Source organism: Kitasatospora sp. NPDC098663, assembly GCF_044760075.1.
In the GTDB taxonomy this organism is placed as follows: domain Bacteria; phylum Actinomycetota; class Actinomycetes; order Streptomycetales; family Streptomycetaceae; genus Kitasatospora.
This window is the reverse complement of record NZ_JBIWAP010000016.1, coordinates 65,074-88,528: the sequence shown is the minus strand read 5'-3', so window position 1 is coordinate 88,528 and position 23,455 is coordinate 65,074. Positions and strand designations below refer to the sequence as shown.

The 23,455-nt window shown below is 73.5% G+C and carries 22 protein-coding genes; 11 read left to right on the top strand and 11 right to left on the bottom strand.

Annotated features, from left to right (window positions below; all coding sequences use genetic code 11):
• Positions 1 to 33 precede the first annotated feature (33 nt).
• Positions 34 to 1,566 (top strand): glycosyltransferase family 39 protein, encoded by a 1,533-nt coding sequence (locus ACIQVZ_RS19390; protein ID WP_350877679.1) that lies wholly within the window; start codon positions 34 to 36, stop codon positions 1,564 to 1,566.
• 137 nt (positions 1,567 to 1,703) lie between these two features.
• On the opposite strand, the gene ACIQVZ_RS19385 is transcribed toward ACIQVZ_RS19390, so the two are convergent.
• A complete protein-coding gene (locus ACIQVZ_RS19385; protein ID WP_402451403.1) occupies positions 1,704 to 3,932 on the bottom strand; it encodes a hypothetical protein in 2,229 nt (742 codons plus the stop codon).
• A gap of 298 nt (positions 3,933 to 4,230) precedes the next feature.
• On the opposite strand from ACIQVZ_RS19385, the gene ACIQVZ_RS19380 reads away from it, so the two are divergent.
• The 3 genes from ACIQVZ_RS19380 (at position 4,231) to ACIQVZ_RS19370 (ending at position 6,690) form a co-directional block, all read left to right on the top strand.
• Positions 4,231 to 4,968: a GPP34 family phosphoprotein gene (locus ACIQVZ_RS19380; RefSeq protein WP_350877675.1), complete on the top strand. Its 738-nt coding sequence runs from the start codon at positions 4,231 to 4,233 to the stop codon at positions 4,966 to 4,968.
• Positions 4,969 to 5,620: 652 nt separating this feature from the next.
• Positions 5,621 to 6,481, top strand: coding sequence for a helix-turn-helix transcriptional regulator (locus ACIQVZ_RS19375; RefSeq protein WP_350877673.1), 861 nt, complete (start codon positions 5,621 to 5,623; stop codon positions 6,479 to 6,481).
• Positions 6,481 to 6,690: a DUF397 domain-containing protein gene (locus tag ACIQVZ_RS19370; protein WP_350877671.1), complete on the top strand. Its 210-nt coding sequence runs from the start codon at positions 6,481 to 6,483 to the stop codon at positions 6,688 to 6,690. Before ACIQVZ_RS19375 ends, ACIQVZ_RS19370 begins: the two co-directional genes overlap by 1 nt.
• Before the next feature lie 169 nt (positions 6,691 to 6,859).
• Here the strand turns inward: ACIQVZ_RS19370 and ACIQVZ_RS19365 are convergent, their stop codons facing one another.
• Both ACIQVZ_RS19365 and ACIQVZ_RS19360 read right to left on the bottom strand, forming a co-directional pair.
• A complete protein-coding gene (locus ACIQVZ_RS19365) occupies positions 6,860 to 7,975 on the bottom strand; it encodes an ADP-ribosylglycohydrolase family protein (protein ID WP_350877669.1) in 1,116 nt (371 codons plus the stop codon).
• A gap of 220 nt (positions 7,976 to 8,195) precedes the next feature.
• Entirely contained in the window at positions 8,196 to 10,805 is a 2,610-nt protein-coding gene (locus ACIQVZ_RS19360) for a bifunctional FO biosynthesis protein CofGH (protein WP_402451398.1), read from the bottom strand.
• A 182-nt stretch (positions 10,806 to 10,987) separates the two neighbouring features.
• Here ACIQVZ_RS19360 and ACIQVZ_RS19355 point away from each other — a divergent pair, with 182 nt between their 5' ends.
• From ACIQVZ_RS19355 to ACIQVZ_RS19345, 3 genes are read left to right on the top strand one after another with little or no spacing between them, the layout of a single operon-like run.
• The gene (locus ACIQVZ_RS19355) at positions 10,988 to 12,277 is read left to right on the top strand and encodes an outer membrane lipoprotein carrier protein LolA (RefSeq protein ID WP_402451395.1); all 1,290 of its coding nucleotides are present in this window, start codon (positions 10,988 to 10,990) and stop codon (positions 12,275 to 12,277) included.
• Positions 12,278 to 12,280: 3 nt separating this feature from the next.
• A complete protein-coding gene (locus ACIQVZ_RS19350) occupies positions 12,281 to 13,396 on the top strand; it encodes an ABC transporter ATP-binding protein (RefSeq protein ID WP_402451393.1) in 1,116 nt (371 codons plus the stop codon).
• The gene (locus tag ACIQVZ_RS19345) at positions 13,383 to 14,318 is read left to right on the top strand and encodes an ABC transporter permease (RefSeq protein ID WP_402451391.1); all 936 of its coding nucleotides are present in this window, start codon (positions 13,383 to 13,385) and stop codon (positions 14,316 to 14,318) included. Before ACIQVZ_RS19350 ends, ACIQVZ_RS19345 begins: the two co-directional genes overlap by 14 nt.
• A gap of 50 nt (positions 14,319 to 14,368) precedes the next feature.
• Here ACIQVZ_RS19345 and rarD read toward each other — a convergent pair whose 3' ends face one another.
• Positions 14,369 to 15,337 (bottom strand): EamA family transporter RarD, encoded by a 969-nt coding sequence (gene rarD / locus ACIQVZ_RS19340; protein WP_402451389.1) that lies wholly within the window; start codon positions 15,335 to 15,337, stop codon positions 14,369 to 14,371.
• A gap of 136 nt (positions 15,338 to 15,473) precedes the next feature.
• Entirely contained in the window at positions 15,474 to 16,322 is an 849-nt protein-coding gene (locus tag ACIQVZ_RS19335; RefSeq protein WP_350877659.1) for an SDR family oxidoreductase, read from the bottom strand.
• A 205-nt stretch (positions 16,323 to 16,527) separates the two neighbouring features.
• Between ACIQVZ_RS19335 and ACIQVZ_RS19330 the strand changes: the two genes are divergently transcribed.
• Together ACIQVZ_RS19330 and ACIQVZ_RS19325 are read left to right on the top strand one after the other, a co-directional pair.
• Positions 16,528 to 16,869 (top strand): helix-turn-helix domain-containing protein, encoded by a 342-nt coding sequence (locus ACIQVZ_RS19330; protein ID WP_350877776.1) that lies wholly within the window; start codon positions 16,528 to 16,530, stop codon positions 16,867 to 16,869.
• Between the two features lie 75 nt (positions 16,870 to 16,944).
• Positions 16,945 to 17,214, top strand: coding sequence for a DUF6011 domain-containing protein (locus ACIQVZ_RS19325; RefSeq protein ID WP_350877657.1), 270 nt, complete (start codon positions 16,945 to 16,947; stop codon positions 17,212 to 17,214).
• Positions 17,215 to 17,291: 77 nt separating this feature from the next.
• Here ACIQVZ_RS19325 and ACIQVZ_RS19320 read toward each other — a convergent pair whose 3' ends face one another.
• Positions 17,292 to 19,214, bottom strand: coding sequence for a hypothetical protein (locus ACIQVZ_RS19320; protein WP_402451387.1), 1,923 nt, complete (start codon positions 19,212 to 19,214; stop codon positions 17,292 to 17,294).
• A 311-nt stretch (positions 19,215 to 19,525) separates the two neighbouring features.
• Here ACIQVZ_RS19320 and ACIQVZ_RS19315 point away from each other — a divergent pair, with 311 nt between their 5' ends.
• On the top strand, positions 19,526 to 20,260 hold the full coding sequence (locus ACIQVZ_RS19315) for a chitinase (protein WP_402451385.1): 735 nt from the start codon (positions 19,526 to 19,528) through the stop codon (positions 20,258 to 20,260).
• A 332-nt stretch (positions 20,261 to 20,592) separates the two neighbouring features.
• Positions 20,593 to 21,333, top strand: coding sequence for a DsbA family protein (locus tag ACIQVZ_RS19310; protein WP_402451384.1), 741 nt, complete (start codon positions 20,593 to 20,595; stop codon positions 21,331 to 21,333).
• 54 nt (positions 21,334 to 21,387) lie between these two features.
• On the opposite strand, the gene ACIQVZ_RS19305 is transcribed toward ACIQVZ_RS19310, so the two are convergent.
• The 5 genes from ACIQVZ_RS19305 to ACIQVZ_RS19285 form a co-directional block, all read right to left on the bottom strand.
• Positions 21,388 to 21,792: a DUF3052 domain-containing protein gene (locus ACIQVZ_RS19305; RefSeq protein ID WP_402451382.1), complete on the bottom strand. Its 405-nt coding sequence runs from the start codon at positions 21,790 to 21,792 to the stop codon at positions 21,388 to 21,390.
• Positions 21,793 to 21,896: 104 nt separating this feature from the next.
• The gene (locus tag ACIQVZ_RS19300) at positions 21,897 to 22,097 is read right to left on the bottom strand and encodes a hypothetical protein (protein WP_350877647.1); all 201 of its coding nucleotides are present in this window, start codon (positions 22,095 to 22,097) and stop codon (positions 21,897 to 21,899) included.
• A 77-nt stretch (positions 22,098 to 22,174) separates the two neighbouring features.
• On the bottom strand, positions 22,175 to 22,540 hold the full coding sequence (locus ACIQVZ_RS19295; RefSeq protein ID WP_402451380.1) for a hypothetical protein: 366 nt from the start codon (positions 22,538 to 22,540) through the stop codon (positions 22,175 to 22,177).
• A 105-nt stretch (positions 22,541 to 22,645) separates the two neighbouring features.
• A complete protein-coding gene (locus ACIQVZ_RS19290; RefSeq protein WP_350877643.1) occupies positions 22,646 to 22,909 on the bottom strand; it encodes a hypothetical protein in 264 nt (87 codons plus the stop codon).
• Positions 22,909 to 23,280 (bottom strand): ATP-binding protein, encoded by a 372-nt coding sequence (locus ACIQVZ_RS19285; RefSeq protein ID WP_402451378.1) that lies wholly within the window; start codon positions 23,278 to 23,280, stop codon positions 22,909 to 22,911. Before ACIQVZ_RS19285 ends, ACIQVZ_RS19290 begins: the two co-directional genes overlap by 1 nt.
• Positions 23,281 to 23,455 lie beyond the last annotated feature (175 nt).

The window sequence follows — 23,455 nt, the reverse complement described above, 5'->3', positions numbered from 1 at the left end:
TTGCCGCGCCGTGCGAAGGAGACGAAGGACCCGATGAGACCTGCTGGGCACCCGGTGGTGCGACTGCTGGGGCAGGTGTGGGTGTGGCCCGCGGTGGTGATGCTGGCGGTGGGCGGGTACCGGCTGGGGACACCGGAGCTGTGGCGGGACGAGATGGCGACCTGGACGGTGGCCACCCGTTCGTTGGGCGACCTGCTCCGGCTGCTCCAGCACGTGGACGCCAGCAACGGGGCGTACTACCTGCTGATGCACGGCTGGACGGCGGTGTTCGGCGACTCCGTGGTGGCGCTGCGAATACCCTCCGTGCTGGCGATGGCGGGAGCGGCCGCGTTCGTGGCGCTGACCGCCGAGCGGCTGTTCGGCAACCGGGTGGCGGCGGTCGGCGCGGGGCTGCTGTTCGCGGTGCCGCCGGAGGTGTCGCGGTACGCGCAGGAGGCGCGCGCGTACGCGCTGGTGACCTTCGCGATCGCGGCGGCCACCTGGTTCCTGGTGCGGGCGCTGGAGCGGCCGACGTGGCGGCGGTGGGCGCCGTACTGCGCGGCGATGGCGGTGGCCGGCGCCGGGCACCTGATCTCGTTCAGCACGGTGGCCGGGCAGGTGGCGCTGGTGCTGCTGCACCTGTGGCGCACGCGCGGGGCGGCGGAGCGGCGGCTGCTGTGGCAGTACCCGGTGGCGGTGGGGGTGGCGGCGGTGCCGGTGCTGCCGGTGGTGCTGCTCGGCAGTCAGCAGTCGGACCGGCAGCTGGGCTGGATCGAGAAGCCGAACCTCGGGGGCCTGGTGCACTTCGGCCAGCACCTGTTCGGCTCGCACACGGTGTTCTACGCCTTCGTGCTGCTGGCGCTGCCGGCGCTGCTGCTGCCGGGCCGGCGGGTGCAGGCCTGGCAGGCGCTGCTGCTCGCGGGGCTGCCGGTGCTGGGCGTGTGGGTGGTGTCGCAGGGCGGCACCTCGTACTTCATCGAGCGGTACCTGCTGTTCACGGTGCCCGCGTGGGCGGTGCTGGCCGGGGGCGGGGTCGGCGCGGTGTACGGCGTCGCGGCGGCCTGGGCGAAACGTTTCCGTGCCCCGGGGCCGGCCAGGGCGGCGGTGGGACTGCTGGCACTGGGACTGCTCGCCGTCCCGGCCGCGGCGGCGCTGCCGAAGCAGCCCGCGGTGCGCTACGTGGGCTCGCACAACGGGTCGGAGGAGCCGTTCCGGGCCGCGGCCGGGGTGATCGCCGCGGGCTACCGGTCCGGGGACGGGATGGCGGCCCCGCTGGGCAACCAGGCCTGGGCGATGGTGTGGCCGGGCGTCAGCTACTACCTGCCGTCGGACGTCCACCCGTACCCGGTGTTCGTCGCGCAGAGCGCCGACGACGCGGAGGAGCTGTCGCCGACGCCGTGCCCGCAGCCGGAGGCCTGTCTGGGGCAGGCGGCACGCATCTGGCTGCTGGTCCTCGGGGACACCGAGGACCCGCTGACCACCATGCCGGAGGACCAGGCGCAGGCTCTCCGCACCCAGTACGGCGCGCCCGACCAGGTCACGCCGCTCGGCGGGTTCACGGTCGCGCTGCTCGACCGCGACAACTGACGAGCGCGGCGGCCGGCTCACGACGACTGGCAAGCGCGGCGGCCGGCTCACGACAACTGACGAGCGAGACCCGGAACACGCGGAAACACGACGGAGGGGGAGCCGGGCGGACCGGCTCCCCCTCCGTCGTCGCGGTGTCAGAGCGTGCGGGTCAGCCGGGACTGGATGGACGGCGGGTTCAGGTCGGACTGGAGGGCCACCGGGACCTCCGTCTTGTCGTCGCCCGCGCCCACCCGCAGCAGGCCGACCTCCTCGCCGGCCTTCATGTGGTGGCCGAGCTTGGCCGCGTCCAGGGTGACCGTGCCGGTGATGCCCGGGAAGCCGGCCACCACGAGGTCCTGGGTCGCGACGACCTGGACCTTGCCGCCGAGGCCGTCGTCCACGGTGCCGACGACGTCGCCCTTCTTCACCACGGTCTGGCCGGTCAGGCCGCCCTGCGCGGCCTGGATCTGCTTGGCGCTGACCTTGAGCACGGTCGGCAGGATGCCGTCGCCGGGGTTGGGCGAGGTGGCCTGCTGGCCCAGGGTGACCCCGATGATCAGCCGCTTCACACCGCCGATCTCCTTGTAGGCGGCCCACATCAGACAGCCGCCGGCCGGGGTGCTGGAGCCGGTCTTGACCCCGATGACCCCGGTCTTCGGGTTGATCAGGTTGTTGGTGTTGGGGATCTTCGCGTTGTTGAAGTTGGTCTCCGGGGTGGAGACGATCTGCCGGAAGATCTCGTCCTGCATGACCTGCTCGGCCAGCTTCAGCTGGTCCTTGGCGGTGGACTTGGTGTCCGCGAGGAAGCCCGCCGGGTCGGCGTAGGTGGTGTTGGTCATGCCGAACTTGGCCGACGTCTCGTTCATCAGCTTGACGAACGCGTCCTCGGAGCCGGAGTGGAAGCGGGCGAGCAGCCGGGCCACGTTGTTGGCCGAGGGCAGCATCAGCAGTTCCAGCGCCTGGTACTCGGTGAGCACCTGGCCCTCGGTGAGGGTCACCCGGGACTCGTCGACGTTGCCGGACTCCTGCGCGGCCTGCTTGTCCACGGTGATCTTCGGGCCGCTCTCCCCCTTCTTCAGCGGGAACTTCTGCAGGATCAGGTAGGCGTTCATCACCTTGGTGACGCTGGCGATCGCGGACGGCGTCTCCTGCCCGGAGCTGCCGAGGCTGCCGACGCCGACCACCTCGGCGGCGGACTGGCCCTTGGCCGGCCAGGCGAGGTCGAGCGGGTCGCCGGCGAAGCTGAAGCTGCCCGCGGCGGACATCCGCACCTTGGCGTCCGGCAGCGGGCGCAGCAGCTGGGCCACCACCGCCGCACCGAGCACCACGGCGAGGAAGGCCGTCCAGATGGTGATCCGCTTGAGCGCGCGGCGCAGCGGCGAGACCGGGCGCGCGTTGAGGGTCGCCAGGACCTCCATCGCCTCGGCGGTGTTCTCCGGTGCGGGCGGCGGCTCCGGGAGGGGCAGCGGCTCGGGCTTCGGCAGCGGCGGGACGGGCGGCACCGGCCGCGGGTCGGGGGTGGGCAGCGGCTTGGGGGCCGGGGCGGGGCCGGGCACGGGGGCCGGCTTCGGCAGCGGCTCCGGGCCGGGCTGCGGCTCGGGTTCGGGGAGGGGCTTGGGCGCCGGGTGCGGCTCGGGCACCGGCTCCGGGACGGGGGACGGCTCGGGCTGCGGGGTCGGCGCCGGGGGCTCGGGCACGGTGCCGGACGCGGCGGCCGCGGGGGCCACGGCGGCGGCGGAGGCGCGCGGAGGCGCGGGCTTCTCCGGCTCCGCGGGCTTGGCCGGCTCGGCTGCCTCCTCATCCGGTTCGTCGCTCTCGGGCCCGGCGGGCACGGCGGATGCGGCGGATGCGGCGGGCACGGTGGATGCGGCGGCCTCGGGCGTGTCGCCCTCGGACGCGGCCTTCTCCGCGCCCTTCTCCGCGCCCTTCTCCGCACTCCCCGCCACGGCTCCCGCACCCGCCGCGGCCGTCCGCATGGCGAGACGCGGGTCGGTTCCGGTCGGCCGCCCGGCCGCCTTCTCCTCGCCGTCGGCGGCCGTCACGGCCTCGGCCTCCCCGGCCTTGACGTCGGAACTTCCGTCACCGGCGGGCTTGGTCAGCTCCTCGGGCAGCCGCAGCGCGGTGGTCGCACTGTCCACCGGCAGCCGCAGCATCGTGGTCTTGCTGTCCACATCCCGGACACGGAGCTGTACGGTCGAGCCGCGCTTGGCCCCCGCCGCCGGCGCGTCGCCGGGGCCGGTCCCGGCCTCCCGGGTGCCGCTCGGGTTGCCGTCCGGAGCGCCGTCCGGGTCCGGGCCCGCACCGCCGGCCGTCCCGGTCCGCTCGCGTTCGCGCTCCTGCGCCCGCTCGCCGTCCCTCAGCACCCTGTCGGGGGACTCGCCCACGTATCCCAGCCTCCTCAACGCCCGGCGGGGCACCGGCAGACCCGATTTCGGGAAGCCGACGCCCCGCCCCGTGTACCTGTACAGTCTCCGCCACCGCCGGCCGATCCGGCCGCGCACACCCCGCCCGACCGGCGCTTATTGCCGTCGCACGGGCGTACTGCGGTCTGTTCACCGGTCAGACGCCGGGCCCGCCGCCCCTGGTTCCCCGCCTCCACGGCAAGGTCACGATTCGGAGGCGTACTCGACAAGCCCGTGTGAGAGGCGTCACCCTGTCTCTCATCCACGCGGGGAGGCTTGGATGGGCAAGAGCCGCAGAACTGTTCCCGAGGAACTCTTGCTGCTCGCTTTGGACCCGACCACGGGTACCACGGCGCAGCCGCAGACCCTCGACCTCGGACTCGCCGGGGCCCAGCTCGTCGAGCTGTCCCTGGCCGGACGGATCGTACCGGAGGGAGACCGGATCGCAGTCGTGCTCGCGCGGCCGACCGGCGACCCGACCCTGGACCACGCACTGGAACTGCTGCGCCGACGCGGCAGTCCGGTCCGCGCGGCGCACTGGATCGGCGGGCCCCGGCTGGGGCTGCGGCAGACCTACCTGGCGCACCTGGAGCGCTGCGGCATGGTCACGGCCGTGCCGGGCCAGGTGTGCGGGGTGCTGCCGACGACCCGCTATCAGGCGTCGGACGACTGCACCAACGCCGCGATCAAACAGCGGCTGGACACCGCCATCCGCACCGGCGTGCCGCCGGACCCGCGGACGGCGGCGCTGGCGGCCCTGGCCCATTCCGTGGGACTGGGCAAGCACCTGTATCCGGGCAACGAGGGCCGGTCCTCGCGGTCGCGACTGCGCGACCTGATCCGGTACGACCCGCTGGGCGGGATGGTCGCGCACGCCGTGATGGACGTGCAGAACGGCCTGCCGGCGCAGCAGAACCGTTCTGCCCAGGGTTCCGGGACCGGCACCGGGCGTTCCGGCGCCCGCGCGGCGGGCCGGGGCTCCGGGCGGGTCGCCGCCTCACGGGTCGGCGTCCGCTGACCAGGACCGCCGCCCGGGCTCGCGGGACGCCGCACCGATCGCCGTACGGCCTGCGCGGCCCGTGCAGCCGCCCGCACGGCCCGTACAGCCCGTACAGCCCGTACAGCCCGTACGGCCCGTGACAACGAGCAGGACGGGCACCACGGGCCCGGCGGGCCCGGCGGGTCCGGCGGCACCCCCGACAGCGCGCGCCGACCCGTTCACGCCGCCCGACGGCGCTGAGCAACGGCGCTGAAGGACCCGACGCACCACCCGAGCAGCACCCGCACCACCAGGAGCACGGAGGGGCGGTCGCCCCGCGACGGAAGTCGCCCGGCGACCGCCCCTCTGCCGTCCCCGAAGGCCCTTCGGGGCCCGTCCGGGGAGCCCGGCGGTCCTGCCCTCGCACGTGCCACTGGCACCTGCGCCGCCGGGGAGCACATCCTTAGCCCGTACCGGTTCGAGCCGCTGAGCCGCATTACCACTCGAAGGCCCTCGCCGTCTCGCAGAAGTGCTTTTCCGACGATCTGTTCTACTGCGCTGCTGTGATTCCCTGACGCCGAACTGGCCCAAGGTGACATGCTGCTCCAAGTCAGGGGGGTTGGTCCCAATGTCCGAAGTGTTCCGAGGGCTGCCGATCCAACGATCACCAGAGGTCCGGCCGGAGGTCGATGTGTCGACGAGCATCAATCCCACCGTGCGCCGTCGGCGCCTGGGCTCGGAGCTGCGCAAACTCCGCGAGGGCCTCGGGATGACGGCGGAGGAGGTGGCGGGCCGGCTGATGGTCTCCCAGTCGAAGATCAGCCGACTGGAGAACGGCCGCCGCAGCATCAGCCAGCGCGACGTGCGCGACCTCTGCGACGTCTACCTCGTGAACGACGAGCAGATGCGCGCCAGCCTCATGGAGATGGCCAAGGAGTCCCGCCAGCGCGGCTGGTGGCACGACTTCAACGACATGCCGACCCCGTACAGCGTCTACATCGGGCTGGAGGCCGAGGCCTCCTCGATCCGCGCGTACGAATCCTCCTTCGTCCCGGGCCTGTTGCAGACCGAGCAGTACGCGCAGGCCGTCGTGGAGGGCACCCAGCCGGACACCGACGCGCTCGCCGTGCAGCGCAGGGTGCAGGTCCGGATGAAGCGCCAGGACCGCATCCAGGGCGAGAACCAGCTCGGCAGCCTGTGGACCGTCATAGACGAGGCGGTGCTGCGCCGCGAGGTCGGCAGCCGCGAGGTGATGGCCGAGCAGCTCAAGCACATGATGGAGCTGAGCCAGCACCCGAACATCACCATCCAGGTGATCCCGTTCTCGGCCGGGGCCCACCCCGGTATGACCGGGACATTCTCCCTGCTGGAGTTCCCCGAGTCAGCCGATTCCACGGTTGTCTACTTCGAAGGGGTGACGAGCGATCTCTACCTGGAGAAGGACGCGGACGTCCGCCGCTATACCGGTCTGTACGACTACCTGCGGGCGGCGGCACTCGGCGTGGCGGAGAGCCGGGCACTGATAGCTGAGATTGAAGAGGGATACCACTGATGAGCACCACCTCCGAGCACGGAACCCGCTGGCGGAAGAGCAGCCACAGCGGCGGCAACGGCGCCTGTGTGGAGATCGCCACGCCGGCCACGGGGGCGGTGGCGGTACGGGACTCCAAGGACCCTCAGGGGCCGCAGCTGCGCTTCTCCGCCGAGGCCTGGACCGCGTTCGCGAGCGCCGCGGCCACCGGGGTGTTCGGCCGCCACTGACCCCGCGGCGGCGGCCACCGAACCGGCCCCGCGCCCCCGGTGCGAATCCGAGCTCGGCCCGGTTGCCCGTGGCAGTGGCCGTCGCCCTCGCCGGCGGCCGACGCTACGGGCAACCGTCGTTCCCGCCCGAACTGCTTTCCTCCCGAACCTCCCGTCCGGTCCGCCCCGTTCAGCGCACCACCGGGTACCGCTCGGACCAGGTCAGACCCTCCGGGGTGCGCGGATCGTGCAGTTCGGTGCCGTGCATCAGCTCCAGCACGAAGTCGTCGGCGAGTTCGAGGATGGCGCCTCGCCCCTCCAGCCCGGCCACCAGCCCCGACGGCAGCGCGGTGTCACCGTGCAGCACCCCGAGCAGGCTCCCGCAGACCGCGCCGGTGGAGTCGCTGTCCCCGGAGTGGTTGACGGCGAGCAGCAGGCCCGAGCGCACGTCGTGCGCGACCAGCGCGCAGTAGACCCCGATCGCCAGCGCCTCCTCGGCGACCCAGCCCTCCCCCAGCGCCTCCACCCGGTCCGCGGACGGCTCGCCGGCCCGGACGGCGTCCAGCGCGGCCCGCAGCGCGGCGGTGGTCTCCTCGTGCGCCTGCCGCTCGGAGAGCAGCGCCAGGGCGAGGTGGACGCCCTCCTCCAGGGTGCCGCCGCGGGCCACGCTCTGGACGATCACCGCGAGCGCGCCCGCCGCGAGGTAGCCGGTGGGGTGGCCGTGGGTGAGCACCGCGCACTCCACCGCGAGTTGGAAGACCAGGCCCGGCTCCCAGCTGGTGAGCAGGCCGAACGGCGCCGCCCGCACCACCGTGCCGCAGGCCTTGGAGTGCGGGTTCTTGGGCCGCTCCACGGTGCCGAGGAACTCGGCGTCGGCCCCGGTCAGGCCGGACAGGCAGCCCTGGCCGGGGGCGCGCTGGGCGTACAGCCACTCCTCGCGGCCGAGCCAGCCGAGGTCGGGGCGGCGCTCGTCGGGGCCCCAGTCGCGCTGGGTGGCGGCCCAGCGCAGGTAGGCCAGGTGCAGGTCGGTGGGCGGGTGCCAGCTGCCGGTGTCGCGCCGGATGTGGGCGCGGATCAGGCCGTCGACGGTGAACAGGGTGAGCTGGGTGTCGTCGGTGACGGCGCCGGTGCGCCCGTACGCGGGGACGTAGCCGGTGACGCCCTGCGGGCCGTGCTGGGCCCGGATCTTCTCCAGCGGCTCGAACTCGACGCCGGCGCCGAGCGCGTCGCCGATGGCACCGCCGAGCAGACAGCCCCGCACCCGGCTGCGGAAGTCCTGCTGCTGGGCGCGTGACCACAGTGGCATCACGACGGGGCGCCTTTCCTCGGGGCAGGGGGCTGCGCGACGCACGGCCGCGGCGCGCGCCCTGGCACTGTATTCGAAGACCCGAGCGAATCAAGGGCGTCCCTCGTGCTCCGGTTCCCCCGGCCCCGGCCGCCGTACGGGCGGCAGCGGGGCCGGGGAACCGGCAGGCCGGGGCCGGGGGAACCAGCAGGCCGGGGGAACCGGGAGGCCGGTGGCGGGATCAGTCCAGGACCGGCAGCAGCTCCGGCAGGTGCCCGTCCGAGGCCAGCGCCGCGGCCCGGCGCTCGGCCGGCACCTCGCCGTACGTGGTGGTGCGCTGGCGGTGCGGGCGGCCCGCCGCCTCGGCGATCGCCTGGAGGTCGCGCACCGACTTGTAACTCCCGTACGCCGAGCCGGCCATCCGCGAGATGGTCTCCTCCATCAGCGTGCCGCCCAGGTCGTTGGCGCCCGAGCGGAGCATCTCGGCAGCGCCCTCCGCGCCCAGCTTGACCCAGCTGGTCTGGATGTTGGGGATGTGCGGGTGCAGCAGCAGCCGGGCCATCGCGACCACCGCGCGGTTGTCCCGGGCGGTCGGGCCGGGCCGGGCGATGCCGGCCAGGTAGACCGGCGCGTTGGTGTGGATGAACGGCAGGGTCACGAACTCGGTGAAGCCGCCGCCCGGGCCGTTGGCCGCCAGGGAGCGCTGCTGGATCTCGGCGAGCAGCCGCAGGTGCCCGAGCCAGTGCTTCGGGGTGTCCACGTGCCCGTACATCATGGTGGACGAGGAGCGGATGCCCAGTTCGTGCGCGGTGGTGACCACCTCGACCCAGGTGGCGGCCGGCAGCTTGCCCTTGGTGAGCACCCAGCGGACCTCGTCGTCCAGGATCTCGGCCGCCGTGCCCGGGATGCTGTCGAGGCCGTTCTCCTTGGCCCGCTGGAGCCAGTCGCGGATGGACAGCCCGGTGCGGGTCGCGCCGTTGACCACCTCCATCGGCGAGAAGGCGTGCACGTGGATGCCGGGCACCCGCTCCTTCACCGCGCGGGCGATGTCGAAGTAGGCGGTGCCGGGCAGGTCCGGGTGGATGCCGCCCTGCATGCAGACCTCGGTGGCGCCCACCTCCCAGGCCTGCGCGGCCCGGTCGGCGACCTGCTCCAGCGACAGGGTGTAGGCGTCGGCGTCGGTGCGGCGCTGGGCGAACGCGCAGAAGCGGCAGCCGGTGTAGCAGACGTTGGTGAAGTTGATGTTCCGGGTGACGCAGTAGGTGACGTCCTCCCCGACGGTGTCCCGGCGGACGTCGTCGGCGATCCGGCAGAGCGCGTCCAGGGCCGGGCCGTCCGCGTGGAACAGCGCCAGCGCCTGGTCGTCGGTGAGCCGCGTCGGGTCGTCGGCGGCCACCGCCAGCGCCTCGCGCAGGTCGCCGACCAGCCGCTCGGGCGCGCCCTCGGCGAGCACCTGCTCGCGCAGCACCTCCCAGTCGCCGTAGACGTCCTCGAAGTCGGCCCGGCGGTCGCCGGTGCGGCCCTCGGTGTCGATGGTGGCGTGCAGGTCGGTCCGCCCGTACGAGGCGGGCAGGTCCTCGGGCTCCTGCCAGGGCAGGCCGCGGACCACCGCGTCCGGGTTCGCCAGCCCGGTCTCCGGGTCGGCGAGGGCGCGCACGTGCGGCAGCACCCGCGGGTCCAGCCAGGGCTCGCCGCGCCGCACGTACTCGGGGTAGACGGCGAGGCGCTCGCGCAGTTCGAAGCCGGCGGCCGCGGAGCGCTCGGCGAGCCGCTCGATCTGGGGCCACGGGCGTTCGGGGTTGACGTGGTCGGGGGTGAGCGGGGAGACGCCGCCCCAGTCGTCGACGCCGGCCGCGATCAGCCGCCCGTACTCGCCGTCCACCAGGTTCGGCGGCGCTTGCAGGCAGGCCGACGGGCCCATCACGTGCCGGGCCACCGCCACGGTGGCGACCAGCTCGTCCAGTTCGGCGTCGGGCATGCCGCGCATCGCCGTGTCCGGCTTGGCGCGGAAGTTCTGCAGGATCAGCTCCTGGACGCCGTGGTAGGCCCGGGAGACCTTGCGCAGCGCGAACAGCGACTCCGCGCGCTCCTGGTACGTCTCGCCGATGCCGATCAGCAGGCCGCTGGTGAACGGGACGGAGCTGCGCCCGGCGTCCTCCAGCACCCGCAGCCGGACGGCCGGCTCCTTGTCCGGCGAGCCGTGGTGCGGGCCGCCGGGCTCGCTCCACAACCGGGTGGCGGTGGTCTCCAGCATCATGCCCATGGAGGCGGAGACGGGCTTGAGCCGCTGGAAGTCCGTCCAGCCGAGCACCCCGGGGTTGAGGTGCGGGAGCAGGCCGGTCTCCTCCAGGATGCGGATCGACATCGCCCGCACGTAGGCGATGGTGTCGTCGTACCCGTGCGCGTCGAGCCACTCGCGGGCCTCGGGCCAGCGGTCCTCGGGCTTGTCGCCGAGGGTGATCAGGGCTTCCTTGCAGCCGAGTTCGGCCCCGCGCCGGGCGACGTCCAGCACCTCGTCGGGGGACATGAACATCCCGTGGCCGGCCCGGCGCAGTTTGCCGGGGACGGTGACGAAGGTGCAGTAGTGGCACTTGTCGCGGCAGAGCCGGGTGAGCGGGATGAAGACGCTCTTGGAGTAGGTGATGACACCGGGCCGCCCGGCCGCCGCCAGCCCCGCGTCGCGGACCCGGGCGGCGCTCGCACACAGGTCGTTCAGGTCCTCGCCTCTGGCCTGGAGCAGCACCGCGGTCTCGGTGACGTCCAGGGCGACGCCGTCCCGGGCGCGGCGCAGGGCGCGCCGCATCGCGTTAGCGGTAGGGGGGTTGCTTGCGTCCATGGCGGTTCCGTCCATGGCGCGACCCTACGCCAGGTCTCGTACGTTCGGAGTAGCCAACCCTGAGGGCGTCTCAGGGTCGATGTACCCGCGAGGTTTACCCCGAACTGGCCCCGCAGGGCGATGACGGGGGCGGGGTGCGGGCCTCTAATGGAGAGGCACAGCCAATCGCTCGTGTTCGTAGAGGAGTTGAGGACGCCATGACCAATGACACGGCGGCGGGGGACAACGTGGACGGCGGCGTGCCGTACCGCTCACGGCGGCGCATGCTGGTGCGGGCCGGGGTTCCGCTGACGGTGGCCGCGGTGATCGCCGCCGGGGTCGGGCTGGTGCCCGCACTGGCGGCCGACGCCCCGCCCGAACTTCCCTCGCTGACGCCGGAGCAGCTGGTGGCCAAGGTGCTCGGCTCCGACGCGCAGGCCCTCTCCGGCACGGTGTCCGTCTCCACCGACCTCGGCCTGCCCAGCCAGCTGCTGGGCGTCGCGGCCGGCGGGCTCGGCGCGGCGGCCGGGCGCGGCGGCGGCCAGGGCTCTTCGGCGGCCGACCCGCAGGCCAAGCTGCTCGGCCTGCTCGGCGGTGACCAGACGCTGCGGATAGCGGTGGACGGCCCGGACCGCCAGCGGGTCGACCTGCTGGAGGACATGGCCGGCTACACCGTCGTCCACAACGGCGACCAGGCCTGGGCCTGGGACAGTTCGACCAACACCGCCGTGCGGCTGACCGGCCAGGCGGCCGCCCAGCACCCCGGCACGGCCGGCAAGCACGCCGGGGCGCCGCTGACCGGGGTGCCGACGACCCCGCAGGAGGCCGCCCGGCAGTTCCTGACCGCGAGCGCGGGCACCACGTCGGTCACCGTGGCCGGCACCGCCAACGTGGCCGGGCAGAAGGCGTACCAGCTGAGCGTCAAACCCGCGCAGTCCGGTTCGACCGTCGCCGAGGTCCGGATCGCGGTCGCCGCCGACAACGGGGTGCCGCTCTCGGTGGTGGTCAAGGGCGTCGACGGCTCCACCGTGCTGGACGTCCACTTCACCGACGTGTCCTTCGCCAAGCCGGCCGCCAAGACCTTCGACTTCACCGTGCCCAAGGGCGCCAAGGTGACGGAGCACAAGGCGGACGAGGGCGCCGAGGGTGGGGTGCCGCAGGGCTTCGCGCCCAAGGGCTCCGCTCCCGGGGGCAAGGCCGGTCAGGGCGCCTCGGGCCAGGACCACGACGGCGTGAACGTGATCGGCGAGGGCTGGACGACCGTGGTCTCGGCGCAGCTGCCCGGCGGCACCGTCGACGCGCCGCAGGACGGCGGCAAGGGCGGCAAGCACGGCGGTCGGGGCGCGGCCCTGAACCCGCAGGCGCTGGTGAAGTCGCTCGGCAAGCCGGTCGGCGGCGGCACGCTGATCAGCACCAAGGTGGTGAACGTCCTGGTCACCGACGACGGCCGGGTGTTCGCCGGCGCGGTGACCCTGCCGGTGCTCCAGCACGCCGCCGGGGTGAACTGACGGATGACCAAGGCTCCCGTAACGGGGGACGTTACGGAGTCGGCCGGGGGTCCGGGCGCCGAGCAGCGCCCGGGCCCCGCGCCTTCCACCTCCTCCTCCCCCGACTCCCCTGACTCCTCCGGATCCCCCTCCTCCCCCGGTTCCTCCGGTTCCTCCCGGCCCGACGACGTGATCAGGACCCGCGGTCTGACCAAGCGCTTCCGGGGCGGCCAGCTCGCCGTGGACGGCCTGGACCTGAGCGTGCCGCGCGGCTCCGTCTTCGGCTTCCTCGGCCCGAACGGCTCCGGCAAGACCACCACCATCCGGATGCTGATGGGCCTGATCGCCCCCACCTCCGGCGTGGCCACCGTCCTCGGCGAGCCGATGCCGCAGTCCGTCGCCTCCGTGCTGCCCCGGGTGGGCGCGCTGATCGAGGGCCCGGCGCTGTACGGCTTCCTCTCCGGGCGGGACAACCTGGTCCGGTTCGACGCCGCCGACCCGACCGCCGACCCGCGCACCCGGCGCCTGCGCGTCGAGACGGCGTTGGAACGGGTCGGGCTGAGCGCCGCGGCGGCCAAGAAGGCCCGCGCGTACTCGCTGGGCATGAAGCAGCGGCTCGGCCTGGCGTCGGCGCTGCTCCAGCCGCGCGAGCTGCTGGTGCTGGACGAGCCCACCAACGGGCTGGACCCGCAGGGCATGCGCGAGATCCGGGCGCTGGTGCGGGAGGTCGCGGCGGAGGGGACCACGGTGTTCCTCTCCTCGCACCTGCTGGACGAGATCGAGCAGGTCTGCACCCACGCGGCGGTGATGTCCCGGGGCCGGCTGGTGGTGCAGGGCACCGTCGCCGAACTGGCCGCCCGCGCGCAGGGCCGGCTGGTGGTCCGCACGCCGGACGTGGCGCACGCCGTGGAGGTGCTGGCGGCCCACCGGGTCGGCTCCCTGGTGCCCGGCGACGGGCGGGTGGACGGCGAGCTCGGCACGCTCGGCGCGCTCGGCTCCCCGGTCGAGGAGGCGCTGCCGAAGCTGTGCGCGGCGCTGGTCGAGGCCGGGGTGCGGGTGCACGGGTTCGGTCTGGAGCGGGGCACGTTGGAGGACGCCTTCGTGGCGCTGACCGGGGAGGGCTTCGATGTCGCAGGCTGAGCTGTCGCGGGCTGAGCTGTCACAGGCCGGGGCGGTGCCGGTCGGGGCGGTGCCGGTCGGGGCGGTGCCGGTCCGGGCCGGGCGGAGGCCGCAGACGGCGGCCGGGTTCCTGGCACTGTTCCGCAACGAACTGCACCTGACCTTCCGCCGGATGCGCACCAAGGTGCTGCTGGGGATCCTGGCGGTGCTGCCGATCCTGATCGGCGTGGTCGTCAAGCTCAACACGGGCAGCCCGCACGAGGGCGGCGGCGGGGTGAACTTCATCGCGCAGACGACCCAGAACGGCCTGTTCCTGGTCTTCACCGCCCTCGCGGTCGCGCTGCCGGTGTTCCTGCCGATGACGGTCGGCGTGGTCGCCGGGGACTCGGTCGCCGGCGAGGCGGCCACCGGGACGCTGCGCTACCTGCTGGTCGCGCCGGCGGGGCGCACCCGGCTGCTGGCCGCCAAGTTCACCGCCGGGCTGGTGTTCTGCCTGGCCGCGACCGTGGCGGTCGCGGCGGCGGCGCTGGCCACCGGCGCCGCGCTGTTCCCGCTCGGCGAGGTGACGCTGATCTCCGGCGACACCATCGGCTTCGGCGACGCGCTGCTGCGGGCGGTGCTCGTGGCCGGGGTGGTGGCGGCCTCGCTGGCCGGGCTGGTGGCGATCGGGCTGTTCGTCTCCACGCTCACCGGCAGCGGCATCGCGGCGATGGCGGCGACCGTCGGGCTGGTGGTCACCGTGCAGATCCTGGACGCCTTCCCGCAGCTGGACGCCGTGAGGCCGTTCCTGTTCACCCATTACTGGCTCAGCTTCGCGGACCTCCTGCGCCAGCCGATGTACTGGGACGGCGTGTGGAAGGACCTCGGCCTCCAGGCCGCCTACGTCGCCGTGTTCGGCGCGGCGGCCTGGTCCCGCTTCACCAGCCGGGACATCAGCGTCTGACCGGCGCCTCGGCGGGGTCGGATCGGAAGCGGCGGATCAGTAGCGGCGGATCAGCGCCTGACGGCCGCCTTCGCGGGGGCGGGCTGCGGCACGGCCGCGGCCCGCCCCGCGCGGTCGGCCCGCACCTGGCGCAGCGCGTCCCAGGTGAGCACCGCGAGCGCCAGCCAGACCAGGCCGAAGCCGGCCCAGCGGGCGGGCGGCATCGACTCGTGGAACACCGCCACGCCGATCAGGAACTGGAACACCGGCGCCAGGTACTGCAGCAGCCCGAGCACGGTCAGCGGCACCCGCACGGCCGCCGTGCCGAAGAGCAGCAGCGGGACCGCCGTGATCACCCCGCTGAGCAGCAGCAGCCCGGAGTGCCCCCAGCCGTACGAGCCGGCCACCGTGTGGCCGAAGGTGCCGCGCCCGCTGACCTCCAGGTAGACCAGGTAGCCGAGCGCGAACGGGAACATGAAGGCGCTCTCCGCCGCCAGGCTCTCCAGCCCGCTCAGCCCGACCTTCTTCTTCAGCAGCCCGTACGTGGCGAAGGAGAGCGCCAGGGTGAGCGCGATCCACGGCAGCCGCCCGTACGCGATGCTGAGCACCGCGACGGCGGCCGCGCCGACACCGACCGCCGCCCACTGCGCCGTCCGCAGCCGCTCCTTGAGCACCAGGACGCCGAAGCCGATGGTGACCAGCGGGTTGATGAAGTAGCCGAGGCTGGTCTCGACGACGTGCCCGGCGTTGACGCCCCAGATGTAGACGCCCCAGTTGATCGAGATCACCGTGGCCGCGCCGGCCAGCATGGCGAGCCGGCGGGGCTGGCGCAGCAGCGGGCGTATCCAGCTCCAGTGCCGCTGGGCGATCAGCAGCAGCACCACGGCGACCAGGGACCAGACCATCCGGTTGGCCAGGATGTCGTCGGCGGCGCCGGGCTCCAGCAGTGGCCAGAACAGGGGGAAGAGTCCCCAGATGCCGTAGGCCGCGACGCCGTACCAGAGGCCTCGGCCGCTGTCCTGCTGGGTTGTCTCTGGCATGGCCGCCTGCCCTCCGCGCGCGTGTGTCGAGGTGACGGTAGCTGGCGGAGGGGCAGGCTGTCATCTCCGTTTCCGCATTTTGGTCATGACATCGCTGACCTCGGGAAACGCGGGGCTCACGGCGAGCTCAAGCGCCTCAGCCCTGGAGCGCGGCGCGCACCGACTCGGCCAGCGGGACGGTCGGGCGGCCGATCAGCCGGGCCAGGTCGCCCGGGGTGCCGGCCAGCTCGCCACGGGCGATGCCCGCGTCCACGTCCACCAGCACCTCGGCGAAGCCCTCCGGCAGGCCCGCGCCGATCAGCGCCGCGAGGTGCTCCGCCGGCGCCACGTCCTGGTGCGCGACCGGCTGCCCGGAGACCAGCGCCAGCTCGGCCGCCAGCTCCGCCAGGCTCCACGCGGCATCGCCGCTCAGCTCGTACACCCGGCCCTCGTGGCCCTCGCCGAGGAGGACGGCGACCGCCGCGTCCGCGTAGTCCTTGCGCGGGGCGGTGGCCACCCGGCCGTCCCCGGCGCTGCCGAGCACCACGCCGCGCGCCACCGTGCCGGCCGCGTCACCCAGGTAGTTCTCGGTGTACCAGCCGTTGCGCAGCAGGACGGACGGCAGGCCGGATTCGCGGATCAGCTCCTCCGTCGCCTTGTGCTCGTCGGCCAGCCGGAAGGTCGCCGCGCCCGGTGCGCTGGTGTAGGCGAACAGCGCGACGCCGGCCGCACGGGCCGCGTCGACCACCGCGCGGTGCTGCGGGATCCGGCGGCCGACCTCGCTGCCCGAGATCAGCAGCACCCGGTCGCCGGCCGCGAAGGCGCCGGCCAGGGTCGCCGGGTCGTCGTAGTCGACCACGCGGACGGCCACCCCGCGCGCGGCCAGGTCGGCCGCCTTCTCGGCGGAGCGGACGGCGACCGCCACCTCGCTCGCGGGGACGGCGGCCAGCAGGCCTTCGACGACGAGACGGCCGAGCTGGCCGGTGGCACCGGTGACGACGTACATGGGGATGCTCCTCGGGTGGGTTTCTGCCTCGATGGGGTTTCTGCCTCGAAACTCACCCTAGGGACTGCACTAACCTTTCGAAAGTACGCACTTCAAAGTACGGTACTGATATGAAGGTAATGGCAGGACAGTCATGAAGACCCTGGAGGAAGGCCGCCCGGCCGTCCCGGTGCGCGAGCTGCCGCCGGCCGACGTGTTCGACCGCATGTGCCCGTCCCGGGGCGTGCTGGAGCACGTCACCAGCCGCTGGGGCGTCCTCGTGCTCGGCGCGCTGCGCGAGCGCGGCTACCGCTTCAGCGAACTGCGCCGCCGGGTCTCCGGCGTCAGCGAGAAGATGCTCGCGCAGACCCTGCAGACGCTGGAGCGCGACGGCTTCGTGCACCGCGAGGCCCACCCGGTGATCCCGCCCCGGGTCGACTACAGCCTCACCCCGCTCGGCCGGGAGGCCGCCGAACTGGTCGCCGCCCTCGCGCACTGGTCCGAGCAGCGCGTCCCCGCCGTCGAGGCCGCCCGCGCGGAGTACGACGCCCGGCCCAGCGTTCGCTGAATGTCGACCGGGCCTGCCGCGGGCCGCGCCGGCCGGGGGGATCTCTTCCCGGCCCCGCCCGGCTACCGTCTCCCCATGACCAGCGTCCCGACCAGCAACGGCCCGACCGGCGGAGGCCCTAGTGGCGGCGCCTCGACCGGCGCAGGCCCGAGTGGCGGCCCGGACCCGATCCCGGGCACCGACACTCCCGAGGCCATCCGGCCCCGCGTCACCTGCCGCCGCTGCCACCGCCCGCTGCACGACCCGGAGTCGCGGATCCTGCGGCTCGGCCCGGAGTGCCGCGATCCGGCGGAGCGGGTCGCGCGCTTCGACGTCGACCAGGATCCGCTGCCGGGCATCGGGTGACGGGCATCGGGTGACGGGCATCGGGTGACGGGCGTCGCCCGCCGGGCGTCGCTCGTCGGCCTCCGTCGTAGCGCCCGTCAGGCGCGCCGGAAGAGGCGGCGCAGGAGGCCGGGGCGGGGTTCCGGTTGCTCCTGGTCCTGGGGCAGCACCTCGGCCTGCCGGGCTTCCCCGGCCTTCCCGGCCTCCTGGGCCTCCTGGGCCTCGGCCCGCTCGATCAGCCGCCGGGCCAGGTCGAGGTCGGCCCGGGGCAGCCAGGGCGCGGTGAGCGCCAGCGCGGCGAGCGAGCGCAGGACGGTCACCACGCGGGTGCGGCGGGCCCGGGCGCTGTAGTGCAGCCGCTGCCGGAGCCGGTCGGCGATGTCGGCGCGGGTCTCGGGGTGCGTCCAGCCGATCGCGACGAGGGCGAAGCCGGCCGCCTCGACCACCCAGTCCTCGGGCCCGAGCAGCAGGTCGACCAGCACGCGGCGGCGCTCGGAGTCCTCCCACGGCTGGTCGGTGCGGTGGTGGGCGATGCCGAGGCAGGCGAAGACCTGGACGGCCCGCACCCACAGTTCGGGCTGGTGGGCCAGCAGGGCCCGGCCGAGGTCGTCCTCCCGGGGCATCGGCGGGTGGACGAGCGCGCCGAGCAGGTCGTCGAGCGGCAGCCCGGCCAGCCGGACGGCGTGGTCGTAGGCGGCGGGGACGGTCGCCCAGACGATCTCGGCGGTGGCCCGGACGAGTTCGGCGCTGTCCGGTGCGGGCGGGGCGACGGCCGGGCGCGGGTCGGTGCCGTCCCAGGCCCAGATCCGGGTGGCCGGTTCGGCCAGCGGGAGCCGGGGGTCGGGCTCGGCGACGGACTGGTAGGCGACGGTGGAGCGCGGCAGGGCGAGGCGGACGGCCAGCAGGGAGCTGGGCGGTTCCACGGCGGAGGCGCTGCACTCGATCTCGCTGTCGCGGGTGGTGCCGGGGGCGGCGAGCACCTGGTGCAGCACGTTGACGGTCGCCTCGGTGGCGCCGGAGACCATGCCGAGCCAGGGTTCCCGGTGGCTGAGCCGTTCCAGCAGGTCCTGGGCGTACTCGTGGTCCGGGTGGGCGCGGTGGTGGTCGGCCAGGGCGAGCAGGTGGGCGGGGTCGCCGTCGGCGGCGTGCCGCAGGCCGTACCGGGCGGGGGCCGCCTTGGGGTGGTCGGGTTCGGTGGAGAGCACGCGGTCCAGCCAGGGCAGGCCGTCGGCGGGGCGGCCGAGGGCGCCGTACAACTCGGCGACGTCGACGGCGAGGTAGCTGCTGGAGTTGTCGCGCTCCGGTTCGACCCGGGCCAGTTCGGCCTCCCAGACGGCGAGCGCCCGTTCCGGCCGGCCGTGCGCGCGCAGGGCGTTGCCGAGCATCACGGACGGCAGGTAGCCGGGGGCCAGCAGGTGGGCCCGTTCGGCGAGTTCGACGGCGCGGCCGGTGGCGCCGAGGCGGCGGGTGAGGCCGGAGGCCATCGCGAGCAGCAAGGCGTGGTCGCCGTGGCGGGCCACCACGGACTGGACGAAGTCCTCGAACGGCTGGACGGCTTCGGCGAGTTCGGCGGGCAGCGGGTCGGGCAGTCCGCCGGCGGCCCGGGCCACCGCCTGGGCGACGGCGTCCGGGTCGACGAGGGCGGGCAGGTCCTCGCGGGCGAGCCAGGCGGTGTGCGCCCAGGGTCTCGCGGGCTCGTACTGGATCGCGGAGGCGAGCAGGCCGACGGCGGTGTCCCAGTCCCCGGCGGCGGCTTCGACGTGGGCCCGGCAGGCGACGGTGCCCAGGTAGACCTGGCCGTCCAGCGGGAACAGCTCGCGGGCGGCGGCCGGTCCTCCGGCGGCGGCGCACAATTCGGCCAGTGCCTCGTGCAGTTCGGGCAGCTGGGGGTCGGCGAGGATCGCGTCGGCCAGGTGGTCGGCGGCGTGCGGGAGGTCTCCGGAGTCGATGGCCAGCCGGGCCACCGCCACCTCGCCCTCCGCCGCCAGCCGCTCGTCGCCCTCGTCGTCGGCGTGCCCCATGTGGTCGTCCCCCCGCTCGCGGTGTCTGCCTTGTGCGCGGACGAGGTTATCCCGCGTATCTGATGACCGGATGATCAACCTGTCGGCGTGTCGGACGAGCTGGAATTGGCCTGAATCTCGCTCACCTTCTGGGCCGGATACACCCCGAACGAGTGGTTTGGGTGCTGGTCGGCGCCTTTTCCCAGAATCGGCGCACCACGATGTTCCCCGGCGCTTCGCTCCCGAAGCACCCGCCGGAGCATCCCTCGGAGCACCGCCCAAGCGCCACCGAAACACCCCCGAAGCACCCTCACCCCGACGACAAGCGAGAAGTGACGATGAAGCTCTCCCGCACCCTGTCCATGGCCGCCTCGGCCGCCGTCCTGAGCACCGTCGCCCTGGGCACCACCGCGCTCACCGGGCACGCCACACCAGCGGCGGCCGCCTCGTTCGTGGTCAGCGAGGCCCAGTTCAACCAGATGTTCCCGAGCCGGAACTCCTTCTACACCTACCGCGGCCTGACCGACGCCCTCAGCGCCTACCCCGGGTTCACCACCACCGGCAACGACGCCACCCGCAAGCGCGAGGCCGCCGCCTTCCTCGCCAACGTCAGCCACGAGACCGGCGGCCTGAAGTACGTCGTCGAGCAGAACACCGCCAACTACCCGCACTACTGCGACACCTCGCAGCCCTACGGCTGTCCCGCCGGCAAGAGCGCCTACTACGGGCGCGGCCCGCTCCAGATCAGCTGGAACTTCAACTACAAGGCGGCGGGCGACGCCCTGCACATCGACCTGCTGAACAACCCCTCCCTGGCCGAGAAGGACCCGGCCGTCTCCTGGAAGACCGGCCTCTGGTTCTGGAACTCCCAGAAGGGCGCCGGGACGATGACCGCGCACGACGCCATCGTCAACGGCAAGGGCTTCGGCGAGACCATCCGCAGCATCAACGGCGACCTGGAGTGCAACGGCAAGAACCCGGACGAGCGCAACGACCGCATCAACCTCTACAAGAAGTTCGTCGGCGTCCTCGGCACCGACGTCGGCGGCGGCAACATCTCCTGCTGACCGGCGGCGGCTTGCATGGGAAGTCGGCCGGTCCGACTTCCCACGCACGGGGTCGGTTGCCGGTCACGGCCGGGGACGGCGTCAGCGCCGGACGTCAGCGCCGGACGTCATCGCTGGACGTCATCGCTGGGCGTCATCGCTGGGCGTCGAAGCGAAGGTCCACGAAGGCCCCGACCAGCCCCCCGAGCGCGACGGCGGCCACCGCGCCCGCCCAGGCCGGTCCCGCCGAGCACCTGAATATTTCATCACAAGAAATATTCAGGTGGCCGTCTGCGTTGGCCTCGGAGCCGGGTGCGGGAAGGCCCCGCACGGCTGGAGACGGGAGCGACGCCGTGCGCGTGGAGATCTGGACCGACATCAACTGCCCGTGGTGCTACATCGGCAAGGCCCGGTTCGAGCAGGCCCTGGAGCGGTTCCCCCACCGGGGGGACGTGGAGGTCGTCCACCGCTCCTTCGAGCTCGACCCCCACTCGCCGGCCGAGGCACGACCGGTCGTCCCGCTGATCGCCGCCAAGTACGGGCTCAGCCTGGAGCAGGCCGAGGCGGCAGAGGCGCGGATCGCGGACAACGCGCACGGGGAGGGGCTGGCGTACCTCCGCGAGGGGCGCGACGCGGCGAACTCCTTCGACATGCACCGCCTGCTGCACTTCGCCAAGGACCACGGTCGGCAGGGCCAGCTGCTGGACGCGCTGTACCGGGCCAACTTCGCCGACGCGCGATCCGCGTTCGCGCAAGGACGGCTGGTGGAACTGGCCGTCGAGGCGGGGCTGGACGGCGAGGCCGCGGCAGCGGTGCTGGCCGATCCGGACGCCTACGCGGAGGCGGTGCGCGAGGACGAGGCGACGGCGGGCGCGATGGGTGCCACCGGGGTCCCGTTCTTCGTGTTCGACCGACGGCTCGGGGTCTCGGGCGCCCAGCCGGCCGAGACGTTCACGGCGGCGCTGGAGCAGGCCTGGGAGAGCCGGGTGGTGGTGCCGCTGCTGGTCGGCGGCACGAGCGGTGACGGCAGCGGCGGCAGCGGCGGCAGCGGCGAGGTCTGCGGGCCGGACGGGTGCGAGCTGCCGCAGCGGTGAGGCGAGGGGCGCGGAGTAGGAAGTCGGCGGGGCCGACTTCCCACTCCGGGGGTGTCAGCGCTTGGGGGCGATGAGGCGGGCGCCTGCCCAGTCCTTGGCCACACTGACCGACTTGGTCTGGGAGAGACCGGCGGTCTGGGCGGCTTCGTTGACGTCGCTGGGCTCGAGGTAGCCGTCCCGGCCCGACTTCGGGGTGAGCAGCCAGATCACGCCGCCCTCTTCGAGGAAGCCGATGGCGTCGACCAGAGCGTCGGTGAGGTCGCCGTCGTCCTCGCGGAACCAGAGCAGGACGGTGTCGGCCACGTCGTCGTAGTCCTCGTCGACGAGGTCCTGGCCGGTGATCGACTCGATGCCCTCACGGAGGTCCTGGTCGACGTCCTCGTCGTAGCCGATCTCCTGGACGACCTGCCCGGGCTGGAACCCGAGCCGGGCCGCCGGGTTGGTGCGCTCTGTCGTCATGCCGGTGTTCCTTTGACTTGGAGGCGCCTGTCGCCTCGCATCCGGGTAGCCAACCAGACGCGGACGGTGGTCAGCGCGGAACACGCCCAGGAATTGACGACTCGTCAGATCTCCCGGCAGGAGACGATCGCGGACGAGCTGACGGCCAGCAGGAGTTGGGCGCCCCCGGCGGCATCCACCCGGGCGATGGTGGCGCCCAGCTCGCCGGGCGGGAGGGGGAACGTGTGCGGGCGCAGGTCGGCGTCGTGCGCCACGACCGCGTCGCCTTCGACGTAGAGCAGCAGGTATTCGGCGACGTCGGACACGTCTGGTCCCCTCCCCCGAGATGGCTGGCGCTTGCCCTGCCCACGCTAGGGGCCGCGCGGGGCGCGGTCGGTGGCATTCACCCGGCACCACCCCCACGGGTGAACGCGGTCGAGGACGGGCGGGGGCTCGGGCTGGGGTTGAGGTGGGGGTTGAGGCGGGCGGGGTGCCCGGCGGCGTTGCGGCCGGCGGCCTCGCGGTAGGCGATCCGCTGGACGGCGGTGAGCAGGCGGTAGAGGTTGAGGGCGGCGTCGGAGTCGTCGGCGGCGAAGCCCAAGTGGAAGATGAAGGCTTCGAGCTCGCGCCAGTCGAAGTCGTCGGGGACGGGCCGGGCGGCGCCGGGGGCGAGGGTGTTGAAGGCGGCGGCGACGGCGTAGTGGGTCGCGGCGAGGGCGTTGGCCAGGGGGTTGGGGCCGCAGCCGGGGTCCGGGTCCGGGTCGGGCATGTCAGGGGTCCTCCTCGTCGGTCTTTGCAACGTTGAGTGCGGTGATGACGCCCAGGACGACGGTGGCGATCGCCAGGGCGAGGAGGACGGCGAAGGCGGCGGCGATCAGGAAGCGCACGGGTCGTCGCGGTCTCGTTCGGCGGCGAGGAGGAGGGAGAGGAGGTTGAGGAGGGTGGAGGCGGGGGCCGTGTTGAAGCGGACGAGGATGCGGCCGTCGATGGTGCGGTCGGTGGTCGCGGAGGGGAAGATGAGGCCGAACCTGCGGCCGCGCTCGTCGACTTCGGCGAGGAGCGTGCGGATGTGGCCGTCGGTGTAGTACCGGATCCGGGGGTCGGTCGGCAGCATCGGGTAGCGGCGGGGAAGGGGCATCAGGCGGCGTCCAACTGCAGTTCGAACCAGACGGATTTGCCCTGCTTACGCAGGTCGGCGCCGAAGCGGTGCGAGAGGGAACGGACGAGGTGGAGGCCCCGGCCGGAGAGGGCGAGGGGGTCGGCGGGGGCGCACGGCTCGGGCGGGAGGGTCTGGCTGTCGTCGCAGACCGAGACCCGGAGCCTGCGCTCCAGGAGGGTGACGACGACCAGGGGCGCGAGGCTCCCGGCGTGCCGCCACGCGTTGAAGAAGAGTTCGTGAAGGGCGAGTTCGGCGTCGGAGATGGTGGGGGGCGGCCAGCCGGCGGTGGTGAGGAGGTCGCACAGTTCGGTGCGGGCGGCGGTCCAGTCGGGAGGGTTGGAAGCACGCATGGGAGACCCCGGGAGGGAGAGGAGGGGAATCGGCGGAGGCGTCACCGTGAACCAGGCTGACACTCCGTCATGTGATCGGTGCAACACTGAGAGTAGGGGTCAGTCTGGCAAGGTTGCAAGCCAATCCAGGAGACTCGTGCCAGCCATCACTCGTTGGTGGCATCCCGGAGGGGTT

What these genes read in the sequence shown, in the direction of transcription:
- ACIQVZ_RS19305 (WP_402451382.1), bottom strand. Translation starts at nt 21,792, where the DNA reads ATGACGACAGAGCGCACCAACCCGGCGGCCCGGCTCGGGTTCCAGCCC.
- ACIQVZ_RS19290 (WP_350877643.1), bottom strand. Translation starts at nt 22,909, where the DNA reads ATGCCCCTTCCCCGCCGCTACCCGATGCTGCCGACCGACCCCCGGATC.
- ACIQVZ_RS19355 (WP_402451395.1), top strand. Translation starts at nt 10,988, where the DNA reads ATGACCAATGACACGGCGGCGGGGGACAACGTGGACGGCGGCGTGCCG.
- ACIQVZ_RS19380 (WP_350877675.1), top strand. Translation starts at nt 4,231, where the DNA reads ATGGGCAAGAGCCGCAGAACTGTTCCCGAGGAACTCTTGCTGCTCGCT.
- ACIQVZ_RS19335 (WP_350877659.1), bottom strand. Translation starts at nt 16,322, where the DNA reads ATGTACGTCGTCACCGGTGCCACCGGCCAGCTCGGCCGTCTCGTCGTC.
- rarD (WP_402451389.1), bottom strand. Translation starts at nt 15,337, where the DNA reads ATGCCAGAGACAACCCAGCAGGACAGCGGCCGAGGCCTCTGGTACGGC.
- ACIQVZ_RS19285 (WP_402451378.1), bottom strand. Translation starts at nt 23,280, where the DNA reads ATGCGTGCTTCCAACCCTCCCGACTGGACCGCCGCCCGCACCGAACTG.
- ACIQVZ_RS19360 (WP_402451398.1), bottom strand. Translation starts at nt 10,805, where the DNA reads ATGGACGGAACCGCCATGGACGCAAGCAACCCCCCTACCGCTAACGCG.
- ACIQVZ_RS19295 (WP_402451380.1), bottom strand. Translation starts at nt 22,540, where the DNA reads ATGCCCGACCCGGACCCGGACCCCGGCTGCGGCCCCAACCCCCTGGCC.
- ACIQVZ_RS19345 (WP_402451391.1), top strand. Translation starts at nt 13,383, where the DNA reads ATGTCGCAGGCTGAGCTGTCGCGGGCTGAGCTGTCACAGGCCGGGGCG.
- ACIQVZ_RS19350 (WP_402451393.1), top strand. Translation starts at nt 12,281, where the DNA reads ATGACCAAGGCTCCCGTAACGGGGGACGTTACGGAGTCGGCCGGGGGT.
- ACIQVZ_RS19330 (WP_350877776.1), top strand. Translation starts at nt 16,528, where the DNA reads ATGTGCCCGTCCCGGGGCGTGCTGGAGCACGTCACCAGCCGCTGGGGC.
- ACIQVZ_RS19390 (WP_350877679.1), top strand. Translation starts at nt 34, where the DNA reads ATGAGACCTGCTGGGCACCCGGTGGTGCGACTGCTGGGGCAGGTGTGG.
- ACIQVZ_RS19320 (WP_402451387.1), bottom strand. Translation starts at nt 19,214, where the DNA reads ATGGGGCACGCCGACGACGAGGGCGACGAGCGGCTGGCGGCGGAGGGC.
- ACIQVZ_RS19325 (WP_350877657.1), top strand. Translation starts at nt 16,945, where the DNA reads ATGACCAGCGTCCCGACCAGCAACGGCCCGACCGGCGGAGGCCCTAGT.
- ACIQVZ_RS19365 (WP_350877669.1), bottom strand. Translation starts at nt 7,975, where the DNA reads ATGCCACTGTGGTCACGCGCCCAGCAGCAGGACTTCCGCAGCCGGGTG.
- ACIQVZ_RS19370 (WP_350877671.1), top strand. Translation starts at nt 6,481, where the DNA reads ATGAGCACCACCTCCGAGCACGGAACCCGCTGGCGGAAGAGCAGCCAC.